Annotated in this window: 19 protein-coding genes; 8 read left to right on the plus strand and 11 right to left on the minus strand. The window is 60.0% G+C overall.

What is annotated here, in order from left to right:
• Window positions 1-178 precede the first annotated feature (178 nt).
• Window positions 179-3,166, plus strand: a complete 2,988-nt coding sequence (locus PP263_RS15680) for a S8 family serine peptidase (protein ID WP_308364609.1) — start codon at window positions 179-181, stop codon at window positions 3,164-3,166.
• Between the two features lie 418 nt (window positions 3,167-3,584).
• Here the strand turns inward: PP263_RS15680 and PP263_RS15685 are convergent, their stop codons facing one another.
• The 5 genes from PP263_RS15685 to PP263_RS15705 form a co-directional block, all read right to left on the minus strand.
• Window positions 3,585-4,715, minus strand: coding sequence for an IS110 family transposase (locus PP263_RS15685; protein WP_308364611.1), 1,131 nt, complete (start codon window positions 4,713-4,715; stop codon window positions 3,585-3,587).
• A gap of 156 nt (window positions 4,716-4,871) precedes the next feature.
• Window positions 4,872-6,149: a serine hydrolase domain-containing protein gene (locus tag PP263_RS15690; protein ID WP_308364612.1), complete on the minus strand. Its 1,278-nt coding sequence runs from the start codon at window positions 6,147-6,149 to the stop codon at window positions 4,872-4,874.
• A 268-nt stretch (window positions 6,150-6,417) separates the two neighbouring features.
• Window positions 6,418-6,774: an alpha/beta hydrolase gene (locus tag PP263_RS15695; RefSeq protein ID WP_308364613.1), complete on the minus strand. Its 357-nt coding sequence runs from the start codon at window positions 6,772-6,774 to the stop codon at window positions 6,418-6,420.
• A 196-nt stretch (window positions 6,775-6,970) separates the two neighbouring features.
• Window positions 6,971-7,327 carry a cytochrome P460 family protein gene (locus tag PP263_RS15700; protein WP_308364615.1) on the minus strand — a complete coding sequence of 119 codons (357 nt, stop codon included), beginning with the start codon at window positions 7,325-7,327 and terminating at the stop codon, window positions 6,971-6,973.
• Between the two features lie 251 nt (window positions 7,328-7,578).
• Window positions 7,579-8,565 (minus strand): GlxA family transcriptional regulator, encoded by a 987-nt coding sequence (locus tag PP263_RS15705; RefSeq protein ID WP_308364616.1) that lies wholly within the window; start codon window positions 8,563-8,565, stop codon window positions 7,579-7,581.
• 176 nt (window positions 8,566-8,741) lie between these two features.
• On the opposite strand from PP263_RS15705, the gene PP263_RS15710 reads away from it, so the two are divergent.
• Window positions 8,742-9,920: a class I SAM-dependent rRNA methyltransferase gene (locus PP263_RS15710; RefSeq protein WP_308364617.1), complete on the plus strand. Its 1,179-nt coding sequence runs from the start codon at window positions 8,742-8,744 to the stop codon at window positions 9,918-9,920.
• Window positions 9,921-10,101: 181 nt separating this feature from the next.
• Here PP263_RS15710 and PP263_RS15715 read toward each other — a convergent pair whose 3' ends face one another.
• Together PP263_RS15715 and PP263_RS15720 are read right to left on the minus strand one after the other, a co-directional pair.
• The gene (locus PP263_RS15715; RefSeq protein ID WP_308364618.1) at window positions 10,102-12,264 is read right to left on the minus strand and encodes a TonB-dependent receptor domain-containing protein; all 2,163 of its coding nucleotides are present in this window, start codon (window positions 12,262-12,264) and stop codon (window positions 10,102-10,104) included.
• A 502-nt stretch (window positions 12,265-12,766) separates the two neighbouring features.
• On the minus strand, window positions 12,767-13,408 hold the full coding sequence (locus PP263_RS15720; RefSeq protein ID WP_308364619.1) for a DUF2239 family protein: 642 nt from the start codon (window positions 13,406-13,408) through the stop codon (window positions 12,767-12,769).
• Between the two features lie 149 nt (window positions 13,409-13,557).
• On the opposite strand from PP263_RS15720, the gene PP263_RS15725 reads away from it, so the two are divergent.
• Together PP263_RS15725 and PP263_RS15730 are read left to right on the plus strand one after the other, a co-directional pair.
• Complete coding sequence (locus tag PP263_RS15725; protein WP_308364620.1) at window positions 13,558-13,995, plus strand: GNAT family N-acetyltransferase; 438 nt, start codon at window positions 13,558-13,560, stop codon at window positions 13,993-13,995.
• 117 nt (window positions 13,996-14,112) lie between these two features.
• Complete coding sequence (locus PP263_RS15730) at window positions 14,113-14,793, plus strand: phosphoadenosine phosphosulfate reductase family protein (RefSeq protein ID WP_308364622.1); 681 nt, start codon at window positions 14,113-14,115, stop codon at window positions 14,791-14,793.
• A gap of 116 nt (window positions 14,794-14,909) precedes the next feature.
• Here the strand turns inward: PP263_RS15730 and gyrB are convergent, their stop codons facing one another.
• The 4 genes from gyrB to dnaA all read right to left on the minus strand — a co-directional run bounded on the left by gyrB (window position 14,910) and on the right by dnaA (window position 21,230).
• Window positions 14,910-17,330: a DNA topoisomerase (ATP-hydrolyzing) subunit B gene (gene gyrB, locus PP263_RS15735; RefSeq protein ID WP_308364624.1), complete on the minus strand. Its 2,421-nt coding sequence runs from the start codon at window positions 17,328-17,330 to the stop codon at window positions 14,910-14,912.
• Window positions 17,331-18,458 (minus strand): DNA replication/repair protein RecF, encoded by a 1,128-nt coding sequence (recF, locus tag PP263_RS15740; protein WP_308364625.1) that lies wholly within the window; start codon window positions 18,456-18,458, stop codon window positions 17,331-17,333. It lies immediately after the preceding gene.
• A gap of 122 nt (window positions 18,459-18,580) precedes the next feature.
• Window positions 18,581-19,687 carry a DNA polymerase III subunit beta gene (gene dnaN, locus PP263_RS15745; RefSeq protein ID WP_308364626.1) on the minus strand — a complete coding sequence of 369 codons (1,107 nt, stop codon included), beginning with the start codon at window positions 19,685-19,687 and terminating at the stop codon, window positions 18,581-18,583.
• Between the two features lie 34 nt (window positions 19,688-19,721).
• Entirely contained in the window at window positions 19,722-21,230 is a 1,509-nt protein-coding gene (dnaA, locus tag PP263_RS15750) for a chromosomal replication initiator protein DnaA (protein WP_308364628.1), read from the minus strand.
• A gap of 482 nt (window positions 21,231-21,712) precedes the next feature.
• Here dnaA and rpmH point away from each other — a divergent pair, with 482 nt between their 5' ends.
• Genes rpmH through yidC form a run of 4 tightly spaced genes read left to right on the plus strand, consistent with a single transcriptional unit; the run spans window position 21,713 to window position 24,202 of the window.
• A complete protein-coding gene (rpmH, locus tag PP263_RS15755) occupies window positions 21,713-21,847 on the plus strand; it encodes a 50S ribosomal protein L34 (protein ID WP_067084833.1) in 135 nt (44 codons plus the stop codon).
• A 28-nt stretch (window positions 21,848-21,875) separates the two neighbouring features.
• Entirely contained in the window at window positions 21,876-22,301 is a 426-nt protein-coding gene (rnpA, locus tag PP263_RS15760; protein ID WP_308364630.1) for a ribonuclease P protein component, read from the plus strand.
• Window positions 22,214-22,531 carry a membrane protein insertion efficiency factor YidD gene (yidD, locus tag PP263_RS15765; protein WP_374693666.1) on the plus strand — a complete coding sequence of 106 codons (318 nt, stop codon included), beginning with the start codon at window positions 22,214-22,216 and terminating at the stop codon, window positions 22,529-22,531. The genes rnpA and yidD overlap by 88 nt, the downstream gene beginning before the upstream one ends.
• Window positions 22,532-22,540: 9 nt before the next feature.
• Window positions 22,541-24,202, plus strand: a complete 1,662-nt coding sequence (gene yidC / locus PP263_RS15770; RefSeq protein ID WP_308364632.1) for a membrane protein insertase YidC — start codon at window positions 22,541-22,543, stop codon at window positions 24,200-24,202.
• The last annotated feature ends 63 nt before the right edge of the window (window positions 24,203-24,265 follow it).

Here is a 24,265-nt window from a genome sequence, read left to right on the forward strand (position 1 = left end):
TAAAGATCCGCCAGCTCACCCTGTATGAGTATGAAGGCTGCCGGAGGAAGGGTTGAAGGACTGGCCCGCTGTACCGAATAAACCGGCTTTGTAACAACTGGCCGTCGTTTCTCCGGATTGTCCACGCCGTCGGCCGCTTCCGTTTCCCCAACGGAAATCCAACATGGGGCAATCCACAATGAAAATAACCGCTGTATCCACCCTGCTCGCGGGGCTGCTGCTGAGTGCCGGCAGCTTCGCCGAGCCCAGCAAGGCGTCCTTGACGCCGAAAGCCGAAAAGAGCCGCAAGGTCTATATCGTCCAACTGGCGGATAAGCCGCTGGCGGCCTACGAGGGCAGCATCCCCGGCCTCGCGGCCACCAAGCCGTCGAAAAATCAAAAGATCAATCTGCAGAGCACCAATGTCCGAAACTATGCCGGCTTCCTCGCCTCGCGCCGCCAACAGGCGCTGGCCGCGGTGCCCGGCGCGCGCAAAATTTATGACTACAAAGTAGCCTTCAACGGCTTCGCTGCGCAGATGACCCCCAAAGAGGCGGAAGCCTTGCGCGCGCGCAAGGATGTGCTCGGTGTCTGGGAAGACCGGCTGCTCAAGCCGCACACCAATTCCACCCCGGATTTTCTCGGCCTCACCGGCGTCCACGGCCCCTGGCTTTGGGGAGTGACCGGCGAAGACGTGGTGATCGGGGTAATCGACAGCGGCATCCACCCGGAGCACCCGAGTGTGGCGGACGTCCCCACCCCGAAACGGGGCGATCGCGGCCGCAGAATTCCCTACGATGCAGCGCCGGAAAGTTTTACCGGCACCGGCTGCGACTTCGGCAATACCGACGCCAATGGAGAGGACCAGCCCTTCGAGTGCAACAATAAACTGCTCAAGGCTCAGTCCTTTTCCGACGCCTTCCTGAACTCGAACACCCTGGCGGACTACGAATTCCTGTCCGCCCGTGACGCCGGCGGCCACGGTACCCACACCGCCACCACTGCTGGCGGCAACTACGGCGTAGCGGCTGAGATCGACGGCGAGCCCGCGGGAACCGTCAGCGGTATGGCACCGCGCGCGCGCATCGCCGTGTACAAGGTGTGTTGGGACGCACCGGACCCGGACGACAGCGGCTGCTTCTCCTCCGACTCCATGGCCGCCATCGACCAGGCGGTAGCTGACGGCGTGGACGTGATCAACTTCTCCATCGGCGGCCCCAGCACCACTTTCAACGGCCCGGACGATATCGCCTTCCTGTTTGCCGCGGACGCCGGCGTCTTTGTCTCCGTATCCGCGGGCAATGAGGGTCCCGGGCCGGAAACCATCGGCACCCCGTCCGGCGCGCCCTGGGTAACCTCAGTGGCTGCCGCCGAGGACGATGAGAGTTTCGGTACCGGCCTGCGGGTGGATGCACCGGCGGAAATCGCCGCCACCTACGAAGGCCTGGAAGGAAGCGGTCCCGTCTCCCTGGCCGATAGCGGAGCCATCTCCGCCGCAGTGGTGGCCGCGGAGCCGCTGGAAGCCTGTACACCATTGGCCAACAGCGACGCCATGGCCGGGCAGATAGCGCTGGTGATTCGCGGCGGCTGTCCCTTCAGCACCAAGTACAACGAAGCCGCCGCCGCCGGTGCCCAGGCGATCGTCGTGTACAACGACGGCACCGCGCCGGACCGCGTAGACCCGCTGGTGATGTCGGCACCGGACACCACTATCCCCGGCATTATGATCCGTCATATGGATGGCGCACTGATCGCCGAAACCAGCGATACCGCCGGCACCCTGAGCCCGGAAATCCAGATAGCGCGGGTCGATCGCATCGCCGAATTCTCCTCCCGCGGCGCCAACGCCGGCGCGCCGGACATCATCAAGCCGGATGTGACCGCCCCCGGCGTGGGCATCATCGCCGGCACCAGCCCGGTACTGAGCGGTGGCAACCTTTTCGATTCGAAGAACGGCACCTCCATGTCCAGCCCCCACGTCGCGGGCATCATGGCGCTGCTGAAACAGGTCCACCCGGACTGGACCCCGGCCATGGCCAAGTCCGCGTTGATGACCACCGCGCGCACAAACCTGCGCAAGTCCTTCGGACCGGAAGCTGCCGATCCCTTCGATATGGGGGCCGGAATGGTGCAGGCGACTTCGGCGCTTTTCCCCGGACTGGTATACGATGCAGGGCTGGAAGATTATTCCGCCTTTCTATGCGGTGCCGAAAATCAACCGGAGTTTGATTTTATCGACTGTGACAGCCTCGCCTCGCAAGGCTATTCCTTCGATTCCAGTGACCTCAATCTGGCCTCGATCGCTGTAGGCGAGTTGGTCGGCAGTCAAGCCGTTACCCGCAAAGTGACCAACGTGGCCCCGGGCCCCGGCTGGTACTGGGCCTGGGTGGACGCACCGGAGGGCGTGGATGTACAGGTGAGCCCACGGTTTATGCACCTCAGAGAAGGGGAAACCGCCAGCTATACCGTCACTTTCACTGCCACCGACAGTGCGGTATTCGGAGATTGGGCCTTCGGCTCCCTGACCTGGAGCTCCCTTGCCGGCTTCCATTCGGTGCGCAGCCCCATCGCCGTACGCCCGGTCCCTATTTCCGCACCGGCGGAATTGGCTGGCAGCGGCACCGATGGCTCTCTGAGCTTTGATGTGCAATTCGGCTACAACGGCGCCTATCAGGTAAATATCAACGGCCTCGCCGAAGGTGCGCCTTTCCCTGGCGCAGTGGAAGATGGAGAAAACAACCTGATCTTCTTTGATATCCCCGAAGGAACCAACTTGGCCCGAGTGGCTTTGTTCGATGAAGATGTAGGTGCTGGCGATGGTTCCGACGACCTTGACCTGCAGGTATTCGGCCCCGGACCCGATTTTCCGTTTGTAGGCAGCAGTGGAACCCCCACCTCGCAAGAGGAAGTCAATATTCCGGCACCTGCAGCCGGTCAGTACGCAGTATTCGTGATTGATTTTGCCAGTGCCGCAGGGCCGACTCCCTATACCCTGTTTAACTTCAACCTGACTGGCGACGCCGGCAATACCGTTATAACAGCGCCCGCTGCCGAAGTCGGCAATACCGACAGTGTTGAAGTGGAATGGATGGGCCTGTCTCCGGGCACCCGCGCGCTGGGAATACTCAGCCACGGCGATGGTGAACAGACTTTCGCAGAAACCGAGTTACTGATTAATACCCAGTAATTCCACAATGAAAAATCCCCTCTGTTTGCAGAGGGGATTTTTTTGTGGGCAATACGAATCACTCTTGACTCTCTGTATGAGCCTGCTTGCAGGCGAATATACGAGAGATTGATTCAGAGCTCAGGAATGTTCGCCTGCAAGCAGGCTCCTGATATGGATTGACCTGTCAACTATTGGCACTGCATTTTCCGTTGTTCCTCTCTGTCAGTGGCTTCGGGTCAGGACATGAAAGGCTGTTTGCGACGGTGGATCATTCTGATATGCGTGGGTTGGTTACCGACCTGACTTCACTTCGTCGCGGAGCTGCCTTTCTCTACTGTCGTGGGTCACCCTCCGGGCTCGAAGGGCGCCACATAGGAGCCTCTAGGGTTCTCCTCACCGGCCTCCCATGCCCTGACCCGAAGCCACTAACAACAGTTCATGCCACAACCTTGCTGCCGTGCGGCTTGCCGGCTACTTCACAGGCGATCGCCCAGATAAAACCCGCCAGCTCGCGGGCTATCGCTGTGACGACCACGTTCTTCAATTTGCCGGCCTGCAGCAGCTTCTGGTAACGCCCACACAAGCGCTTCTGGCTCTCCCAAGCTATGGCCTGCACCCGGTCTGAGGTCTTCTCGGCCCGCCGCTGGATACAGCGTGTCTTGCGCGCCGGGTAGCGGTAGCTGTGCGCTGATTCCACCAGTACCCGCCGCACGTGGCCGTTGCCCGTGCGGGTGATGCCGCCCTGGCGACGACTCTCCCCGCTGGAGTGTTCGCTGGGTACCACGCCAAGATAGGCCATCAGTTCCCGTGGGGAGTCGAAGCGGGTGATGTCTCCCAGCTCCGCCAGGATCGTCATCGCGGTAACCACGTCGACACCACGCAGGGCCATCAGGCCTTCCGCCACCGGCTGCAATGTCCAACCTTGCAGCGCCTCGCGCATGACCTTCTCCAGGTCTTCTACCCGCTGCTGAGCCGCACTGACCGCATCGACGTACTCCTGCAAGACGATCTGCTGGACGGGACTGTCAAACTTCACTTCCTCCAGCCAGCGCCAATGGGCCTGGGTCCAGCGGCTCTTCCCCTGGTAAACCTTACCGTGCCGGAGCAGGAAGGCGCCCAGTCGCTGGCGGGATTTCAGCTCTATCGCCTTCATGTCCTCCCGCGCGCGGGTCAGATCGCGTATGGCTTCCTGTTCCTGGTCCGGTACCCACACCGGGGTCAGCTCTCCAGCTCTGTGCAGGCGCGCCAGCATCTGGGCATCCCGGCGATCCGTCTTTAGCCGCTCCCCCGGCTTGCGGGGGATCAGCGATGGCGCTACCACGTCGCACTCATGGCCCCGGTTGGTCAGCTCGCGATACAGCCCGTAGCCGGTGGGGCCCGCTTCATAACAGACGTTCAGTACCTCACCATTGGGGCTCAAGCGCTTGAGCAGCTTGCGGATAGAGGTGCTGTCGTGCGCAATTTCTCCCAAGTACTTCGGGTTGTCCCGCCCTTCCCGGGCCACCGCAACCGCAATGCTGCTCTTGTGAACATCCAAACCGACGTAGATATTGTTAAACTCTTGCATGACCTGCCCCCTCGATGTGGCTCTGTGTTTAGGGTTCTTTCCAGCCTCCAAACATAACCCACGATGTCGAGGCTGGGCAGGTCAATCCATGATGTCTACAACCGCGGCCGCTGGAAAGATCTTGAGGCTGCATAGAAGAGAGCACCCGCTCTATCCTCAACTGCAGTTGCCGGCCGTCCGATTTTGAATAAACGCCCGGGCAATTTCCAGTGACACACTGCCGAAGTCCCAGAACACATCTGTCTTGCGGTTGATATTGACCGCCACCCCCATCCGATAGTCCGGCAGCAGCATCAGATAACTTTGTCCACCGCGGGATACACCGCCGTGGTTGGCATAGCGAACCGTGCCGGCTTGCGGCACTTCCATTTCGTGAATACGCCAGCCCAACGCGTAGTTCTGCGGATTGATACTGCCATCCGGCAGCCGCTGTGGGGTCCAGAAGGTCTCCCTGGTTTTCGCGGAGAGGTATTCGTCGTCCAGATAGCGCATACCCAGCTTAACCAAATCGGACGAAGTCGAAGCGAAGCCACCGCCCGGCAACCGATGGCTGAGGTCTACCCGGCGCCATTCACGCACCCGGTGCTCCGCACCGGGTTTGCCGTTACTTTTGTAGGGAGTGGCGATATGGTTTTTGTAGTCACCTCCTACGGGGGCTGGAATGGTGGCACTCATTCCACTGGGCACAAACACCTCCTCCTGCATCAGCTCGAGATAGGGTCTTTGTGTCGCGCTCGCCATCACCGCGCCGAGCAGCACAGAGTGAAAACTGGTGTAGTGGAACCGGGTTCCCGGCTGGTACAAAAGCGGACTGCCATCAAAAACATCCAGCGCTTCCACCATACTGTCGTAGTGATCCCGCAGTGCCAGAGTGTGGTAGAGCCCCATCCAATCGCGATTCTCTTTGTAATCCGGCAGGCCAGCCATATGCGAGGCCAGTTGGCGCGGCGTAATATCCGCCCACTGCGGGTTCGGCAGCGGATTCAGGTAGTTGGAAATAGGGGTGTCGAGATCAATGCGACCGGTCTCCACCAGCCGCGCCAGTCCGGTTCCCGTGAGCGCCTTGGAGGTACTGCCGATTCGAAAGCGTGTCCGGGTTGTCACCGGAGTCTTGGATTCGATATCCGACCAACCGACGGCACCCGCCCACAACAGTTTTCCGCAGCCGGAGACGGCGGCGGAAATTGCCGGAGACGCGATTTTCTCGCGATGTTTTTCGATAACATCCAGTGACAGGGTTCCGGCAGCCGCGTAGGCCGGGTCATAGAGTTCCTGAACCGAGGGGTTGTCCCGCGGCAACTCCAACCATCCGAACGGCGGCAGCGGCAGCGATCCCTTGTTATAAGCGAAGAACTGGTAAGCCGGCCACAGAAGCCAGCCTAAAAATATCGCCAGAGACACAGTTACCAGCAGAATCCTATTTCTTCTTATCACGATAATTTCTTTTTAATTTTTACTAAGGAAGCTCTGAATAAGTAGTCTTTCGTCATTCCGGCGAAGGCCGGAATCCAGCAGCCCCAATGAGTCCCAGGAGCTGGTTCCCGGCCTTCGCCGGGATGACGGCTTGTTCAGGCCTTCCCAAATTCTCCACCGGGAAGTTTTGTTCTCACCCATACTTCCCTCTGAATGCGTGTGCATATGCCGGCAATATCAAACGATTTTTTAATTGTTCCGGGATTTTCCTGCCGCTGCCGACCGATTTTTACTCATTAATCGGCGCCATATTCGGCAGACTAATAGTGATTGTGGTCTTTTCTATGGGACGGTCTTGCATAAACTGATCGATGACTTCCTGGACTTCACTGGATGTCATAAAGAGATTGTGTCCGGCGTTTTCCACGGTAATGCTGGTCAGGTTGGCGAGCCCGGATACTGCTTCTTTTTGGCTCTCGATAGTGGTTCTGCCATCCAGGGTGCCGCTCAACAGCAGTACCGGGACTTTGCTTACGGGTGCTGTGCGGAAGCTTTCTCCCAGGTCTAACTCCGGCGCGATGCCGTCGTAGAGACGCTGCCGAAACCCTAGCCCGAATAGGTCCGCAATCGTTGGCGCCTCTCCCACCAGATACGTTTTGCCAGAAGCGGCTATTTTTGGTCGCGGTTGTCCGCAGCCAGCAGTGGCTCCTCATATTTGAGGCCGCGGTCGCTGAATGGATACAGCGGGGCATCGACCTTGTATCGGCGTTCCCACTCAAATGAACAGACGCTGACACAAAGTATTCGTTATCCGAACAACAGCCTCTTGCCCGACTGTTTTGTTACAAACCCTCCGGCAGCAGCCGATCCCTGAGTACCGGATAGAACTGGACAAAGGTGCCGTCATATTCGGCATCTTTCTCGTGGCAGTCGATGCAGGCATTGCCTTTCGGAATCATGCCGGCGGTGTTATCTCCATTCTGGAACAGGAAAAAGGCGCGTTTGTCAGAATATTTCTCCCGATCCAGGATATGGATTTCGAAACTCGCGAGATCCTTTTGCACTACACCATCCACAGCCGGGGAAGGTTTTTCCTGGGTGTTGTAAAAGGACAGGGACAGCATTGTGCCGTCGGCGTAGTTGCCGTGCTGTTTCAGGTACCGGTAGGCACCCGGCTCCATCTGTACGATTTGAATCATTCCCGGGCTGTTCAGGCTAAAGGAGCGACTTTCACCATCCGGATAGCCGTGTCCCACGGTGGCGCCGAGAAAGATCCATTGATCGATATTTCCCGGGCGTATCAACTGACCGTCGGGGGTAAATTCGGCCGCCCGGAGTTTCCGGTTTTCCGCGTCGGCGAAACCAGTGGCGGAGAATAACGAAATCGCTATGCAAACTGTGGTCAGGATTTTTCTGTTCCGGTTTCTTTTTGAACATGTTTTCCCTGCTTTTATGGATTGAAATGCTTTTGGTAGTCGCTGGGCAGTACGCCCAGTTGGCGCCGGAAGGCCCTGCGCAGTTGCTCCTGTGAGCGGAATCCACAAAGCCCCGTCACCCTTTCCAGGGGAAGATATTGTCCGGCTAGCAATTGTCTGGCCTTTTCTACCCGTGCCCGCTCCACAAATCGGGCCGGTGTGACGCCCATTTCCCGAAAAAACCGCCGGGCGAAATTGCGTGGACTCATGGCGGCGGCCTGGGACAGCTCCTCCACTGTCAACGGTCTGTGCAGATTGCCGTGAATCCACTCCACCAAAGAGCCGAACTGATCGCTTTTCACTTGGCTCGACAAATGCGCGCTGTACTGCTTCTGCCCGCCGTCACGTTTCAGGTAGAGCACCAGTCTCCGCGCCACGGCGAGCGCCAACTGCCGCCCCAAGTCCTCCTCCACCAGCGCCAGGGCCAGATCGATGCCCGAGGTTATTCCGGCGGAGCTGTATACGGGGCCGTCGCGCACATAGATGGCATCCGGGTCCACGGCTATGTCGGCGAAGGTCTGCAGCTCTTCCACATCCAGCCAGTGAGTGGTGGCCCGGCGGCCGTCCAGCAGGCCGGCGCTGGCGAGGATCAGCGCACCATTGCAGATCGATCCCAGGCGCCGGACCCGCGGTGCCATTTGCCGTAGCCAATGGAGGAGATCGCCGTTGTCCTGCTGGCCGCGGGTGCTGTCTCCCATGCCGCCGCAGATCAGCAATGTGTCTATGTCCCCCGCTTCCCGGTAGGCTTTATCGGCAGTCAGTGTAATGCCGGAGGACATAGGGACCGGGCCGGCCTCCTCCGCCAACAGCTCTATCCGGTAGGCCGGCTCCCGGCGGCGTCCCTCCTCTACCAGTTGCCGGCTGGCCAGGGAGAAGGCTTCCAGCGGGCCGGTGATATCCAGGCACTGGGCGCCGGGATAGACGACCATAGCGACCTTTATCGGCGGAGTTTCCATGGGCATAGAGTTCCACAAAACAATCTGGCAGTAATGACAAATACACAGCAAAAACTGCCATATGCCAAGCCGCTTCCCCACGGGCGTAGGTCGTCGAGTCGCCACCCCTTGCAAAGCATTCTGCGGCGACCAACAATTGCGCCCCTCGCCGGTGCAGCCGGCAGCTAACCGGAGCCCCGAGCGTGCAACAGCAACTGATCCTGAAATCCGGCGCCGACCGGCGCCTCAAACGCGGCCACCTGTGGGTCTACAGCAATGAGGTAGACACCGGCCGCTCTCCCCTGAAAGGCATCGAACCCGGCAGCCAGTGCCTGGTGCTCGACAGCCGCGGCAAGGCGCTCGGTACCGCTTTCGTCAATCCCGGCCAGCTGATCTGTGCCCGGCTGGTGTCACGGGACGGCCCGTTGGAAGGCGAACTGCTGCGCCAGCGGTTGCACTCGGCGCTCGGGATGCGCCAGCGCTATTTCGACCACCCCAGCTATCGACTGGTGTACGGGGACTCCGACTGGCTGCCCGGGTTGGTGGTGGATCGCTTCGGCGACTACCTGGTGGTGCAGGTGAGCAACTGGGGCATGGAGTGTCTGCTGGAACAGGTGATCGGGATGCTGATCGAACTGGTTCAGCCGAAGGGCATACTGCTGCGCAATGATCACCAGGGTCGCGCCATGGAGGAGATGCCGCTGGTGAATGAAGTGGTCTTCGGCGAAGTTCCGGAAATGGTGCCCTTCGAGGAAAACGGCGTGCCGCTGCTGGCGCCGGTGCATGCGGGCCAGAAGACCGGCTGGTTCTACGACCATCGGGACAATCGCGCGCGGCTGAACCAGTGGGTGAGGGGAACGAAGGTTTTGGATCTGTTTTCCTATGCCGGCGGCTGGGGCGTGCAGGCGCTGGTTCACGGTGCGGATCAAGTCACCTGTGTCGATGCTTCCGAGCAGGCGCTTGACTGGTGCCGTGCCAACGCCGAGCACAACAATCTCGCCGACAGATTGCAGACCGTGCGCGGCAAAGCGGTGGATGTGTTGAAGGCCATGGCCGCCGACGGGGAGAAGTTCGACATTGTGGTACTGGACCCGCCGGCTTTTATCAAAAGGCGCAAGGACCAAAAGGCGGGCGCCGCCGCCTACCGCCATATCAACGAATTGGCCATTGGTCTGCTCGCCAAAGACGGCCTGTTGGTAAGCGCTTCCTGTTCCATGCACCTCTCCTCCGATGAGCTGCTGGATATTGTGCGCGGCGCGGCGCACAAGTTGCGCCGGCCGGCGGCTTTGCTGAGCAGTGGTGGCCAGGGGGCGGACCATCCGGTGCACCCGGCGATTGCGGAGACGCGCTACCTGAAGGCGCATTTTGTGCACTTGGGTTGATAACCTGGACTAATAAATGAAGGAAGACCTGTAGGAGCGGTGGGGCGGCCATCCGCCCATGGCCGCGATCGACGTCACTTCGTGGCATAGACTGATCGCGGCCATGGGCCGCTCCTACAGGTAGAAATGAAAAAGCCGCGGGGGTTGCCCGCGGCTTTTTTGGTTGCCGGTAGCGGCTGGATCAGAAGACGAACTTCATGCCCAGGGTCGCGGTGCGCGGGCGGTTGGCGCGGGCGCCGTCTGGACCGCGGTTGACGATGGCCTGCTCGTCGAACAGGTTGTCCACCTTCAGGTAAGCGGTCAGGTCCTCGCTGAAATCGTAGTGGGCGGCGGCGTCCAGTACCCACAGGGATTCGGTGTGGTCGAACCGGTCGGTACCGCCACGATTGCACTCGTTATTGATGCACATCTCGTCCTGGTAGGCCGCAGTCAGATTGACACGCCAGGCAGCGCCGCTGTCCAGGCCGGCGGAAAGGGCGAAGACGGTTTCCGGCAGGTGAGCCAGGTTGTCGCCAGCGAGCAGGTCGCCGTCGTCGCTATCCTTGGTGATTTCCGCATCCGTGTAGGTATAGCTGGCGCGCAATGGTATGGCCCATCCATTGGCGAGGCCCCAATCGGTGTCAATAGCAGCCTCTACACCCTTGATCTCCGCCTCACCCAACTGGTAGCTGCCGCTGTCGGCGTCGTTCGGGCACGGTACCGCGATGGAGCAGTTTTGTATGGTGTTTTCGTAGTCGCTGAAGAAAGCGATCATCTCACCGCGCAGGCTGCCGTTGTTGAAACGGGCACCCCATTCGTAGTTGGTGGAGAGTTCCGCGCCCACTCCGTCGTCGGAACCGGCACCGGGAGGGGCGAAGCCGCGATGCACGCCGGCCAGCAGGCTCCACTGATCATTTAAGTCGTACACCAGCCCCAAGCCCGGCAGCCACTCGTCCAGTTGGTTGGATTTGCTACTGCCTTTCTCGTTGCGCTCCGGGTCGTTGTAGCGCTGCTGCTCGGTTTCGATATCTTCGTAGCGCAGGACCGCGGTCAGGGTCAGCTTGTCCGCCAGTTGGATTTCATCGTAAGCAAAGAAAGAAGTGGCGCTGGCTTCTTCAACCCGGTTGTTGCTGGAGCTCGGCAAACTGATGTCCTGAAAGACCAGTTCGCCATTGGTCTGGCGGAAGTTTTCCGAGGGCTGGAAGCGATCCACCTCGTCCCAGTGGCGACGCAGGCCGAAGGTCAGGTCGTGATCCAGGCCGCCGGTCTGCAGCTGCCAGTTGGCGCTTACTTGCAGGCCGCGGGATTCATATTTGCGGTTGTTGTGCTTAATACCGAAGCCGGTATCAAGCTCCCCGTCGAGAATGGCCTGTGCTTCGGCATCGCCTTCATTGGCCGCATCGATCAAGCTACCGAGGCTGGTCTTGAACCAGTCGCGCTTGAATTTGTTGTAGTAGGCCTGGGTATGCAGGGAGAAGCTGTCACTCAGGGCGATACTGTGATTCAGCTGCACGCCGCTATGGCGGTTTTGCATTTCATCCAGAGCACTGATGCCGTAGCGACGGTTGGGGTCTTTTTTGAAATCCGCGTCGGTAAGGCCCAGGTAGCTCATGCCGGACTCTTCTTCCGAATACTGCACCTTGATATCCAACTGCTGTTGGTAACTGGCGTCCGCCGCGGAGCGCAGTCTGCCCTTGAGCAGATAGTCCTCTTTGGCGATATCGGCGCTGTCGGCGCGGTCGATTTCGCGGAAGCCATCGGCGTACTGCTGATGGGTTTCCAGCAACCAGCCGGTGGTGTCGGTGCTCGCACCATAGTAGCTGTGCAGGCGCCTCTCACCGTATTCACCGGCTTCCAGTTGCACCATACCTGCGGCGTCCCCGGGGATCGGTGTGCTCAGCATGTTGACCGCGCCGCCGACGGTAAAGGGACCATATTGCAATGTGGCCGGGCCCTTGAGCACTTCGATACCGTTGAGCCGACCGGCGGTGGGAAAGTAATAGGCGGAGGGGGCTGCGTAGGGAGCCGGAGCGATCAGCACTCCGTCTTCCATCAGTGAGATTTTTCCGGAGCGTCCGCTACCGGAGCCGCGAATACCCAGATTGGGGCGCAGACCGTAGCCATCTTCCTCCAGCAGGTACAGGCCGGGGACCTCGCGCACCATTCGGTTGATATCCACAAACTCGAAACGCTCCAGGTCTGCCGCATCGATCAGATGCGCCGACCCCGGGAGGCTGGAAATGGCTTCTGTATCGCCAATTACCGAGACAGTCTCCAGGTGGATGTTACGCTCGTCAGCCAGGGCTGGGGTTACAACAGCAGCCGCCAGGGCAAGAGAGAGGGGCGACAAGGAAAAGCGCTTCATGAAGTCTCCGTAGATTATCGTTTAGGGCGTTATTTAATCAATATTAATAATGAGAATGATTGTATTTTACTACCAAACGATTTTTCCGCATCACAAAACTTTACATTTTTGTGACTTCATCTGGCGTGAAAGTCTACGGAGAGGCAGTGCGGACGAGCATCGGGACTCAATGTGGCACCAACTTGAGGGGCGGCAGGGTTGGATTTTGCAGGATGGGCAAAGCGCAGGGTGACCATCGAAATCCGGAAGATGGGCCCGTCGCTGCGCTTCGTTAACTCGCGCCATCCATGGCGCTCGCCCGCTTCGCGGCGCCTGCGGCGTCCACATCGGCAATCCTGCCGATTTGTGCCCATCCTGCAGCGAGAAGCGGCTTATCTTAGCGACATTCGTATCAGGACTCGCTGATCACTATTGTGTGCAAGTGGTTACTTACTTTTCTCCCAAGGTTCGATCGGCAATGTTGCGGATCTGGAGAGATTGAATGGTTGTGGCTGCCGGCGTATCAATCTTCGGATGGGCCTTCCGCCTCTTCAGCGCGCCCCGCCGCACGCGCGTTGGTGAAAGCAACTTCGGCCAGTTTCTCTGCATGACTGCGAATATCTTCCGGCCAGGATGCCATCTCGCTGCGAAATATAGCGGGCTCTGCGGCAAACAGGGCCCGCGCCGCCTCTTCGAATCCCGGCAGGTCGCCGGCCATAGCGGACATAAACCGATAAGCTGACTCCTGGGCATGGCGGACCCTGTCCCGATGGCTGTTATCGCGCCTGGCGTCTTCCACCAGTTTGCGCAGCGCCACCGATGCACCGCCGGGCTGGCTGGCCAGCCATTCCCAGTGGCGCGGCAGCAATGTGACTTCGCGGGCCACCACCCCGAGTTTGGGGCGGCCGCGTTTGCGCCGTGGCGCTTGGCCGTCTCCGGGCGCTTCCGGTGTCGGCGATTTCAGGCGCTGCAGAACCTCTTCACTGCCGCCGCGGAAGTCCACTTCGACAATCCTGCTGTCAGTGTTGTCGAAAATCAGCACATCGGATAGCTGTTCCCCCGCCACCGATTTCACAACCTCGGCAGCCACTGCCGACAGCCTGCCGGAGGCTATGCGGCGCTCCTTCAGAAAGGCAGTGACCTCTGTTTCTATCGTTTCCTTCATGGCGCTGGCTCCCGGCTCAGTTTTGCTGAAGGTATTTATACCCGGGTTAAATTTATTAATCAATATTACCCGGGTATAAATTTGCGGTTAGTCGTCCGCAGCGGCACAGGTTAGGATTTGGAGTAAGTAGTTACTTACGGTGAGTAACCATGATTCGAGCGGTTTGTGGCGATGATTGGGACGTATTGGAACAACTGTGGTTGAAGGTGGTATGCGATGCACATCCTTCGGTGCCCCGGAGCTACTGGGAAGGTCAGTCGGACTACTTCCGACAGTCCTGCCTGCAGGGGAACACTGCCTGGGTCTACCAGGACAGCGAATCCCGGGAGATAACCGGGCTCGTCGCGCTGGGCGGAGACGATCAACTGGCGACGCTGTTTGTCGTCCCCTGGGCGCGGGACAGGGGGACCGGCAGCGCGCTGATGGCCCGGGCCAAACAGGGCCGGTCCCTGCTGTGGGTGGTGGTGCTGGAGGAGAATCTGCTGGCGCGCTACTTCTGCCAAAAACACCACTTTGTGGAGGTGGACCGGGAAGCTTGCGGGGAGACGGGGCAGAACCGGCTGTTGATGGAGTTCCGCTGCGAATAGAGTTCCCGGGTTTTTATATAACCAAAACTTTAGTGATCACTCTTTTTTATTGTTTCTAAATGGACTTGGCGGCCAGTAGTATGCAGCTTCAAATTCCACAATCGAAGCTTGAGCCAGATGGGACTTAACGCCAGCAGTAGTGCCGCCCTCGCCCAGCCGGGGCCCACCTTTCACCACGGAGCCGACCTGGATGCCCTCAACCGGCGTTTCCGCGATGCCAGGCCCAGTGAGATTATGCAGTTCACCGTTGAGCATGCGGAGAACCCGGTGGTATTCACCAATTTCCGCCCGCTGGCGGTGGCCTTCCTTCACCTGGTAACCCGGGCGAAACCGGATATTCCGGTGATCTGGGTGGACCACGGTTACAACACCCCGGAGACCTACCGCCATATCGAGCGCGTGGTAAAGGACTTCGGCCTGAACCTGTTCCCCTACTCCCCCAAGATGTCCGCAGCCCACTACAACGCGGTCTACGGCGGCATTCCGGCGCTGGATACACCGGAGCACGATTTCTTCTCGCGCACCGTGAAGCTCGAACCCTTCAACCGCGCCATGGAAGAGCTGAAGCCGGATGTGTGGCTGAACGGTATCCGCCACGACCAGAACGCTCACCGCAAGAACCTGGATGTCTTCACCACCGGCAGCCACGGCACCATCCGCGTCGCCCCCATGTTCCACCTCAAGGAACTGGATGTGGAAGAGTACGTTTACGAGAACGACCTGCCGGACAATGATGTCTACTTCGACCCAACCAAGGGTGAGGAGCATAGGGAGTGCGGGCTGTTATTGGAGAAATGATTGCCCTGTCCCGGAATTAAAAACGGCCGCTTTGAGCGGCCGTTTTTGTTTGTGGCTGGAGGGAGAACGGGGCGGGCCTAGGGCCCGCTTGCCGAGCTGGGGCTCGGCGCTCCCGGCTACACGTCCAGGTTTTCCACCGCCAGGGCATTGCTCTCGATAAACTCCCGGCGCGGCTCCACCTGGTCGCCCATCAGGGTGGTGAAGATCTGGTCCGCGGCGATGGCGTCTTCCACCGTCACCTGCAGCATGCGACGGCTCTCCGGGTTCATGGTGGTTTCCCACAACTGGTCCGGGTTCATTTCCCCCAGGCCTTTGTAGCGCTGGACGCCGTAGCCGCGGCGGCTCTCGTTCATCAGCCAGTCCAGGGCCTCGGCGAAGCTGTCCACTTCCTGCCGCTTTTCACCGCGCTGGATGTAAGCGCCCTCTTCCAGTAGGTCCTGTAATTTCTCCCCCAGAGTACAGATGGCACGGTACTCAGCGGATTCGAAGAATTCGTGACTGACCGGGTAATCGCTGCCGACGCCGTGGGCGACGATATGGATATGGGGCAGATAGAGGCCTCTCTCGCTATCCTGACGCACACTGACCTGGTGACGGCGCCCGCCGCCATTGCCCTCTTCCTCCAGCTTTTCCTGCAGCGCCCCACACCAGCCCTGCACTTTTTCCTCGGACTGCAGGTCTTCCGGCTGGATACTGGGCAGGTAGATCATGCTGCGCAGTACTTCTTCCGGATAGACCCGCGACAGCCTATCGATAGTGGCGAGTACCGCGCGGTATTCACCCACCAGGTTTTCCAGGGATTCACCGGCGAGTGCCGGTGCATCCGGATTAACAAACAGGCTGGCGCCATCGAGGGCGGCATTGGTGAGGAACTGGGTCAGCGCCGCCTCGTCTTTCAGGTATTGCTCCTGCTTGCCCTTGCTCACCTTGTACAGCGGCGGCTGGGCGATGTAGATATGGCCCCGTTCGATCAACTCCGGCATCTGGCGGAAGAAGAAGGTCAGCAACAGGGTGCGGATATGGGCGCCGTCCACGTCGGCATCGGTCATGATAATGATGAAGTGATAGCGCAGTTTGTCCGGGTCGAACTCACTTTTGCCAATACCGCAGCCCAGGGCGGTGATCAGGGTGCCCACCTCGGCGCTGGACAGCATCTTGTCGAAGCGCGCCTTCTCCACATTGAGGATCTTGCCCTTCAGGGGCAGTATCGCCTGGGTGCGGCGATCGCGGCCCTGCTTTGCGGAACCACCGGCGGAGTCACCCTCCACCAGGTAGAGTTCCGACAGCGCCGGGTCCTTCTGCTGGCAGTCCGCCAGCTTGCCGGGCAGACCGGCGATATCCAGGGCGCCCTTGCGCCGGGTCATCTCCCGCGCCTTGCGCGCCGCCTCCCGGGCGCGGGCGGCGTCGATCATTTTGCCCACCACCGACTTGGCCTCCTGGGGATTCTCCAGCAGGTAATCGTTGAAGTGAACTCCCATTTCCTGTTCCACCGCCGACTTCACTTCAGAGGAAACCAGCTTGTCCTTGGTCTGGGAGGAGAATTTCGGGTCCGGGACCTTCACGGAAATGATCGCAGTAAGCCCCTCGCGGGCGTCGTCACCGGTGGTGCTGACCTTTTCCTTTTTCCCCAGCCCTTCCCTCTCGATGTAGTTGTTGAGGCCCCGGGTCAGGGCACCGCGGAAACCCGCGAGGTGAGTGCCACCATCCCGCTGGGGAATATTGTTGGTATAGCAGTAAATGTTTTCCTGGAAGCTGTCGTTCCACTGCAGCGCCACTTCCACCGCAATACCGTCTTCCCGCTGGCTCTGGAAGTGCAGTACCTTGTTGATCGGGGTCTTGTTCTGGTTCAGGAATTCCACAAAGGCCCTCAGGCCGCCTTCGTATTCGTAGACCTCTTCCTTGCCGGAGCGCTCGTCTTTCAGCACGATACGCACGCCGGAATTGAGGAAGGACAGTTCCCGCAGGCGCTTGGCCAACTGGTCGAAGTGGAATTCGATATTGGTAAAGGTATCCGATGAGGGCTTGAAGTGCACCTTGGTACCGGTGTTGCCCGATTCGCCCACCACTGACAGCGGTGATTCAGGGACCCCGTGACGATAGACCTGTTCGTGAATCTTGCCCCCGCGGCGGATCGTCAGCTTCAGCTCCTCCGAGAGGGCGTTGACCACGGAGACCCCTACACCGTGCAGCCCGCCGGATACCTTGTAGGTGTTGTCGTCGAACTTACCACCTGCGTGGAGCACCGTCATAATCACTTCCGCGGCGGAGACCCCCTCCTCTTCGTGGATCTCCGTAGGAATCCCCCGGCCGTTGTCAGAGACGGTGATGGATTCATCCGGGTGAATGATTACTCGGATTTCGTCGCAGTGCCCCGCCAGAGCCTCGTCTATGGAGTTATCCACCACCTCGAACACCATATGGTGTAGGCCGGTCCCGTCATCGGTGTCGCCGATGTACATACCCGGGCGCTTGCGCACCGCATCCAGGCCCTTTAGAACCTTGATACTGCTGGAGTCATAGCTTTGCTGCTCTGACATTTACTCGCTCCATTCAACTTTGCTTGCCGGCGGCTGTTGCCTGGCACTTATTCGACCATGTTCCACGTGGAACACTGTCGGGCTATTCCAAGGGAAACCCAACTGCAGCCAGGGGCGGCTGGTGGCTTCCCATTCGATTCCGGTTACCAGTACCTGACTGGCGCAGCGGCTAACCCAGTAGGCAAAACGCTGCTGATTCTCCTCGTCCAACTCCGATGGCAGGTCATCCACCAGAAAAACAGGCTTTTCGCGCCTCTGCTGTACCAACTCGGCCATTGCCGTACGCAGTGCACAGACCAGCATCTTCTGCTGGCCGCGGGACAGGATGTTATGGGCCGCCTCACCCTCGACAGCGAAGCGCAGGTCGCCGCGATGGGGCCCTATACGGGTATGCCCCTGAACGAGATCCCCCTCCCGGGACTCCACCAGTGCCTCCAACAACGGTGATTCCTTGCGCCATCCGCGGCGGTAGGACATCTCCACCCCGGCTAAGGGAGACTCTGGGAGTTCACCGATCAACACACCCAAATGAGAGCGCAGTTCCTCGAACACCTCTGCGCGCCATTGGTCCACACAGCTGCCGCTGTGCGCCATGCGCTGCTCCCAGACCGACAGCTGATCGGTTGCAATTTTACCACGGCGCAACAGTGCATTTCGTTGGCGCAGCGCAGTTTGGTAACTTTTCCACTCCTGGGCATAACGATGTTCCACGTGGAACACTGTCCAGTCCAGCAACCGCCGGCGTACGCCGGGGCCCCCATCCAGAGCCGAGAAGCTGTCGCTGTTGATAACCTGCAAAGGCAGGCAGCTCGCGAGTTGGGAACTGGATTCCGCCGGGGCCTGATTGATCCTGATACGCCCAGTCCCATCCCGCCGGCGCTCCACCCCAAGGCTGAAACCGTTGTCCAACTGGCCGAAGACAATGAGCTCCTCCTGACCACGCTGGATCACCGACTGGTGCTGACGGGAGCGAAAAGAACGGCCGGTAGCCAGCATATGCACCGCCTCCAGCAGGGACGTCTTGCCACTGCCGTTGGCACCGCAGAAAAGATTGGCGCCGACACCGAGGGACAGGTCGGCACTGTCGATATTGCGAAAGTGGGACAGCAGCAGGCGGGTCAGCGACACGACAACCGTCCCGAGAAAACACCCCGTAGAAGGGAGGCGGTGAGGTGTGGATACTGAAAGGCCGCCATATCCCAGGATACAACGGCTTGCTCAGGGTAACTTGCCAAGTCTTCTACAACTGCTCAGAGCCGCATGGGCATAATCACATAGACCGCATCGCCCTCTTCCGGCTGCTGCAGCAGCGCGCTGCTATTGGCATCCGCCAGGCCGATACGAATCTGTTCGCTGTGAATAGCGCCGGTCACGTCCAGCAGATAGCCGACATTGAAACCGATCTCCAGCGGCTCACCCACATAATCCACCACCAGTTGCTCTTCGGCTTCCTCCTGCTCCGGGTTATTGGCCACTATCTGCAGTAACCCCTCGGAAATCTGCAGGCGCACGCCGCGATACTTCTCGTTGGACAGAATCGCTGCGCGGGAGAAGGCTTGGCGCAGGGCCTGGCGGTCCGCGTAGATCTCATTACCGGCAGCCCGGGGCAGCACGCGCTCGTAGTCCGGGAACTTGCCATCCACCAGCTTGGAGGTAAAGGTAAAGGGACCGCAGATCACCCGGATATGGTTGTTGCCCAGCACCACTTCCGCGCTTGCATCGGTATCTTCCAGCAGTCGTCCCAGCTCGAGCACCCCTTTGCGCGGCACTATCGCCTGGATCGGTGACTCCACATTCAGACCAGGGGCGTCCCGATCGCAGAGCGCCAAGCGATGACCGTCGGTGGCCACGGCGCGCAGTTGTTGTGGACGGCACTCCAACAGCAAGCCGTTAAGGTAATAGCGCACGTCCTGCTGAGCCATGGCGAAACCCGTAGCCTCTATCAAGCGGCGAATCTCCCGCTGGGAGATGGAGAAGCGGGTCTGCGCACTGGTTTCTTCCTGGTTTGGAAAATCCGCTGCCGGCAGGGTGGACAGTTGAAACCGGCTGCGGCCGCTGCGCAGAACCAGGCGTTCGCCGTCGCGCTCGAACTTGAGTTCGGCGCCGTCCGGCAAGGAGCGGCAGATATCCAGAAGCTTGCGCGCCGGCACCGTCACCTCTCCTTCCATTTCCACCCCGTCCACCGGCAGGCGGCCGACGATCTCCACTTCCAGGTCGGTACCGGTGAGAGACAGCTCCTGCCCCTGCAGTTGCATCAGCACATTGGCGAGTACCGGCAGTGTCTGGCGCTTCTCCACCACGCCCGCCACCAGTTGTAGCGGCTTCAGCAGGCCGTCCCGGCTCACAGTAAATTTCATGGATAGTTCCGCCTTGTATTGTCGATTATTCGGTTTAAGTGGTCAGGGAGCGGGTCAGCAGTTTCACATCCTCACGGATATCTCCATCCGACTCCTGTAACTCGCGAATTTTGCGGCAGGCGTGCAGCACCGTGGTGTGGTCGCGCCCACCGAAAGCATCGCCGATCTCCGGCAAACTGTGATTGGTAAGCTCCTTGGCCAGGGACATGGCCACCTGGCGCGGGCGCGCCACCGAGCGGCTGCGCCGTTTGGAGAGCAAATCCGCCACCTTGATCTTGTAGTACTCCGCCACCACCCGCTGGATATTGTCCACACTCACCAGGCGATCCTGCAGAGCCAGCAGGTCCTTGAGCGCCTCGCGCACCAGGATATCGTCGATGGCGCGGCCGGTGAACTGGGCGTTGGCGATCACCCGGCGCAGCGCCCCCTCCAGTTCGCGCACATTGGAGCGGATGCGCTGGGCAATAAAGAAGGCGGAGTCGTGGGGCAGATCTGCCCCCACCTGCTCCGCCTTCTTCATTAATATGGCCACCCGCGTCTCCAATTCCGGCGGCTCCACCGCCACCGTGAGCCCCCAGCCGAACCGGGATTTGAGTCGCTCCTCCAAACCGTCGATCTCCTTGGGGTAGCGGTCACAGGTGAGGATAATCTGCTGACCACCCTCAAGCAGAGCGTTGAAAGTGTGAAAAAACTCCTCCTGGGAGCGTTCCTTGCCCGCGAAGAATTGGATATCGTCGATCAGCAGAGCATCCACCGAGCGATAGTAGCGCTTGAAATCACTGATCGCGTTCAACTGCAGCGCCTTGACCATATCTGCGACGAAGCGCTCCGAGTGCAGGTACACCACCTTAGCGTTGGGATTGCGGTCCAGCAGCGCATTTCCCACCGCGTGCATCAGGTGGGTCTTGCCCAGCCCCACACCACCGTAAATAAACAGCGGGTTATAGGCACCGCCGGGATTGTCGGAAATCTGTTGTGCCGCCGCCAGCCCCAACTGGTTGGACTTGCCCTCCACAAAGGAGGCGAAGGTGAAGTTGCGGTTGAGGGAGCTGCCGTGCTTGATGGCCCCCTCCACCTCCACCTTACGGGAGGGCTCCGCGGCCCGTTGGCCGGGGACGGAGCGCAAGTCTGTCAGGGCCAGTTCGCCACTACTGACCTGGTCCGCGGTGGCCTCTTCCGCCGCGATCTGGTTGGCCTGTGACACGGGGGAATGCGGGCTGTCTGACGGATAGCCGTTCTCGATCCGCTGCGAGTTTTCCATCGCTGCGCGGCTTCTCTGGAAGCGCGCCGGGCGCCGCTCGGTGATATCCAACACCACCTGCAGCGGCTGGCCGCCGGCAAACTGCTCCACCAGTTCGCGAATCCGCTTGAGAAACTTGTCGCCCACCCAGTCCAGCACAAAGCGGTTGGGGGCCAGAAGACGCAACTCACCGGCACCGGTGGCGGGACTCACCCGCAGCGGCCTGATCCAAGTATTGAACTGCTGCGCTGGCAGTTCATCCTGTAAACAGGTGGCACACTGCTTCCACACGGATTCGGACAAGAAACCCCCCAGACCCCAAGAGCATTTAGTATTAAAGAAGAGAGATAACGGCAAAACCGGCGAGAACCACCGTGCGAGGCCGTGAACAAGAATGGGGCGAGTATACCTTTAGCCCGCTGGGTTATCCACAAGACAAGACCAAAACCGGCAAAATAATCGCGCTAAAAGTCCCTAACAATCAAGCACTTGCACAGTTTTTAAACAGAGAGACCTACCACCCCTTTGAAACTTATCCACAATAATCTGTGAATAACTTGGTATCAATCGGTGGGCAGGACTGGATACTGCCGCCATCTCAATCACTTGCGCAGAAGACAGACAAGCCCCTCGGAAGCCGAAGCAGGACAGGCCGTTTTCGCCGGGCTGTACGTTGATTTCACAGGTCCCTTTCTATACAATCCGCCGCCTTCGCAGCGCATTGCTCCCCCCACGGGGCCAGCCGCGACCGAATTTCCAGTTAAAAAGTCTCAGGTAGCAAGACAATGAAACGCACTTTCCAACCCAGCAATCTGAAGCGCAAGCGCAACCACGGCTTCCGTGCCCGTATGGCAACCAAGAACGGCCGCAAGATTCTGGCCCGCCGTCGCGCCAAAGGCCGCAAAGTTCTGTCCGCATAAGTCCTGTCCCGCCAGGGGCAGCTCCTCTATGCAACAGACGCGCGGCGACTTCGGATTTGCCAAGCCGCTGCGCCTGCTCGACGCGGCACAGTATCGCGCCGTCTTCAGCGACACCCGGGTGCGCGCCGCACATCCGAAGCTGCTGATCCTCGCCCGCCCCAACGACCTCGGCCACCCGCGCCTGGGTCTGGTCATCGCCAAAAAGCACGTCCGCAACGCCAGCGACCGCAACCGCATCAAGCGTATCGTCCGCGAGACCTTCCGCCTGCGCCAGCACCAGCTGCCGCCGCTGGACGCAGTAGTGCTCGCGCGTACCGGCGCCGGCGAACTGGACCGGGCGGAACTGGCCGCGCTGCTAGACAAGCTATGGCGCAAGCTGGCCCAGAGGGCGCAGCAGCCACAGGGCGGCAACGCAAAAGACAACAGAGAGCGCAGCGTAAGGAGGAAAGCGTGAACTGGCTGGCTGTCCGGCTGATCCACGCCTATCGCTACCTCGCCAGTCCCTGGGTCGGCAATCAGTGCCGCTTCTACCCCAGTTGCTCGCATTATGCGGAAGAGGCATTAAAAACCCACGGATTCCTAAAGGGGGGTTATTTAAGTGTGCGGCGCCTTATAAAATGCCACCCCTGGCATCCCGGCGGCATGGACCCGGTTCCCCCCGCCCCACACACCACAGATCACTAGGCACTCGAGATGGATTGGCAACGCTACACGCTGCTGGGCGGTATCGCCGCAGTTGTACTGGCACTGATATTCCAGTGGAACGAATTCAAAGAGCAGCGCGCACCGGCGGTGGATCGGGAGACTGTCGTGCGCAGCGACACCCAGGTGCCGCCACCACAACAGCAACCCGACAGCGGCACCAGCGACGTGCCGCAACTGCAGCAAGACGGCGAGACCGCCGCCCCAACGGCTGGAGAGCGCCAGCTGATCCAGGTGGAGACCGACGTATTCAGCCTGCTGATCGATCCTCGCGGCGGGGATATCGTCAAGGTGGCGCTGCGCAAGTTCTACGAGGAGCTGAACACCCCGGACCGCCCGTTTATCCTGCTCAACCAGACCCGCGATCACACCTATATCGCCCAGAGCGGCCTGATCGGCAAAAACGGCACCGACAGCGCCGCAGGGCGACCGCTGTTCAGCAGCGCGAAAACCGATTACGCCCTGCGCGAGGGCGAGGACACCCTGGACGTGGACCTGACCCTGCAGCAGAACGGCGCCCGGATCACCAAGCGCTTCCGCTTCACCCGCGGCGACTACCTGGTTGAGGTTTCCTACCTGGTGGACAACGCCGGCGCCCAGCCCTGGGCCGCAGCCATGTTCGGGCAGATCAAGCGCGACAGCGCCGAGCCACCGGTGGATGTGGGCATCGGCATGTCCCCCTTCCTCGGCGCGGCCCTGCACACCACGGAGGAGAACTACCAGAAACAGGATTTCGAGGAGATTGCCGAGAAGCCCATCCGCGAGACCATCCATGGCGGCTGGGTGGCCATGGTCCAGCACTACTTTATCAGCGCCTGGATTCCGCCCCAGGACGAGACCAATACCTTCGAGCTTCGCGAACTGCCCGGCGGCCTCTTCCGCATGGGCTTTACCTCGCCGCAGGTGCAGATTCCCGCCGGCGAACAGGGCGAACTCAGCGCCTCTTTCTACGCCGGCCCCAAGGATGTCTTCCGCCTGGAGGAGATCTCCCCCTACCTGGACCTGACCGTGGACTACGGCTGGCTCTGGTGGCTGGCCAAGCCCATGTTCCGGGTGCTCAACTTTATCCACGAGCATATCGTCGCCAACTGGGGCTGGTCGATCATCCTGCTCACGGTGTTTATCAAGGCACTGCTCTATCCGCTGTCCGCCGCCGGCCTGAAGTCCATGGCGCGCATGCGCAAGTTCGCGCCGCAGATGAAGAAGCTGCAGGACCAGTACAAGGACAACCGGCAGAAGCTGGCAGAGGAGACCATGAAGCTCTACCGCCGGGAGAAGATCAATCCCATGGGTGGCTGCCTGCCGATCCTGCTGCAGATGCCGGTGTTTATCGGCCTCTACTGGATGCTGATGGAAACCGTGGAGCTGCGCCACGCGCCCTGGATACTGTGGATTCACGATCTCTCGGTGAAAGACCCCTACTTTATCCTGCCGGTGATCATGGGGGCTTCAATGTGGTTTATGCAGAAGCTGAACCCCCAGCCCACCGATCCGACCCAGGCGAGAATCATGCAGCTGATGCCGGTGATGATGACCTTCTTCTTCCTGTGGTTCCCCGCCGGGCTGGTGCTCTACTGGATCGCCAACAACCTGATCTCCATCGCCCAGACCTGGTATATCAACAAGAAGGTGGAGGCGGCTGGTAACGCTTAATCACCACCGCCCAATGTAAGAGCCTGTTTGAAGTCTTAAAAGAGTTCGGCCTCAGTACGGGGC

The organism is Microbulbifer sp. TB1203, assembly GCF_030997045.1.
Taxonomy (GTDB): domain Bacteria; phylum Pseudomonadota; class Gammaproteobacteria; order Pseudomonadales; family Cellvibrionaceae; genus Microbulbifer.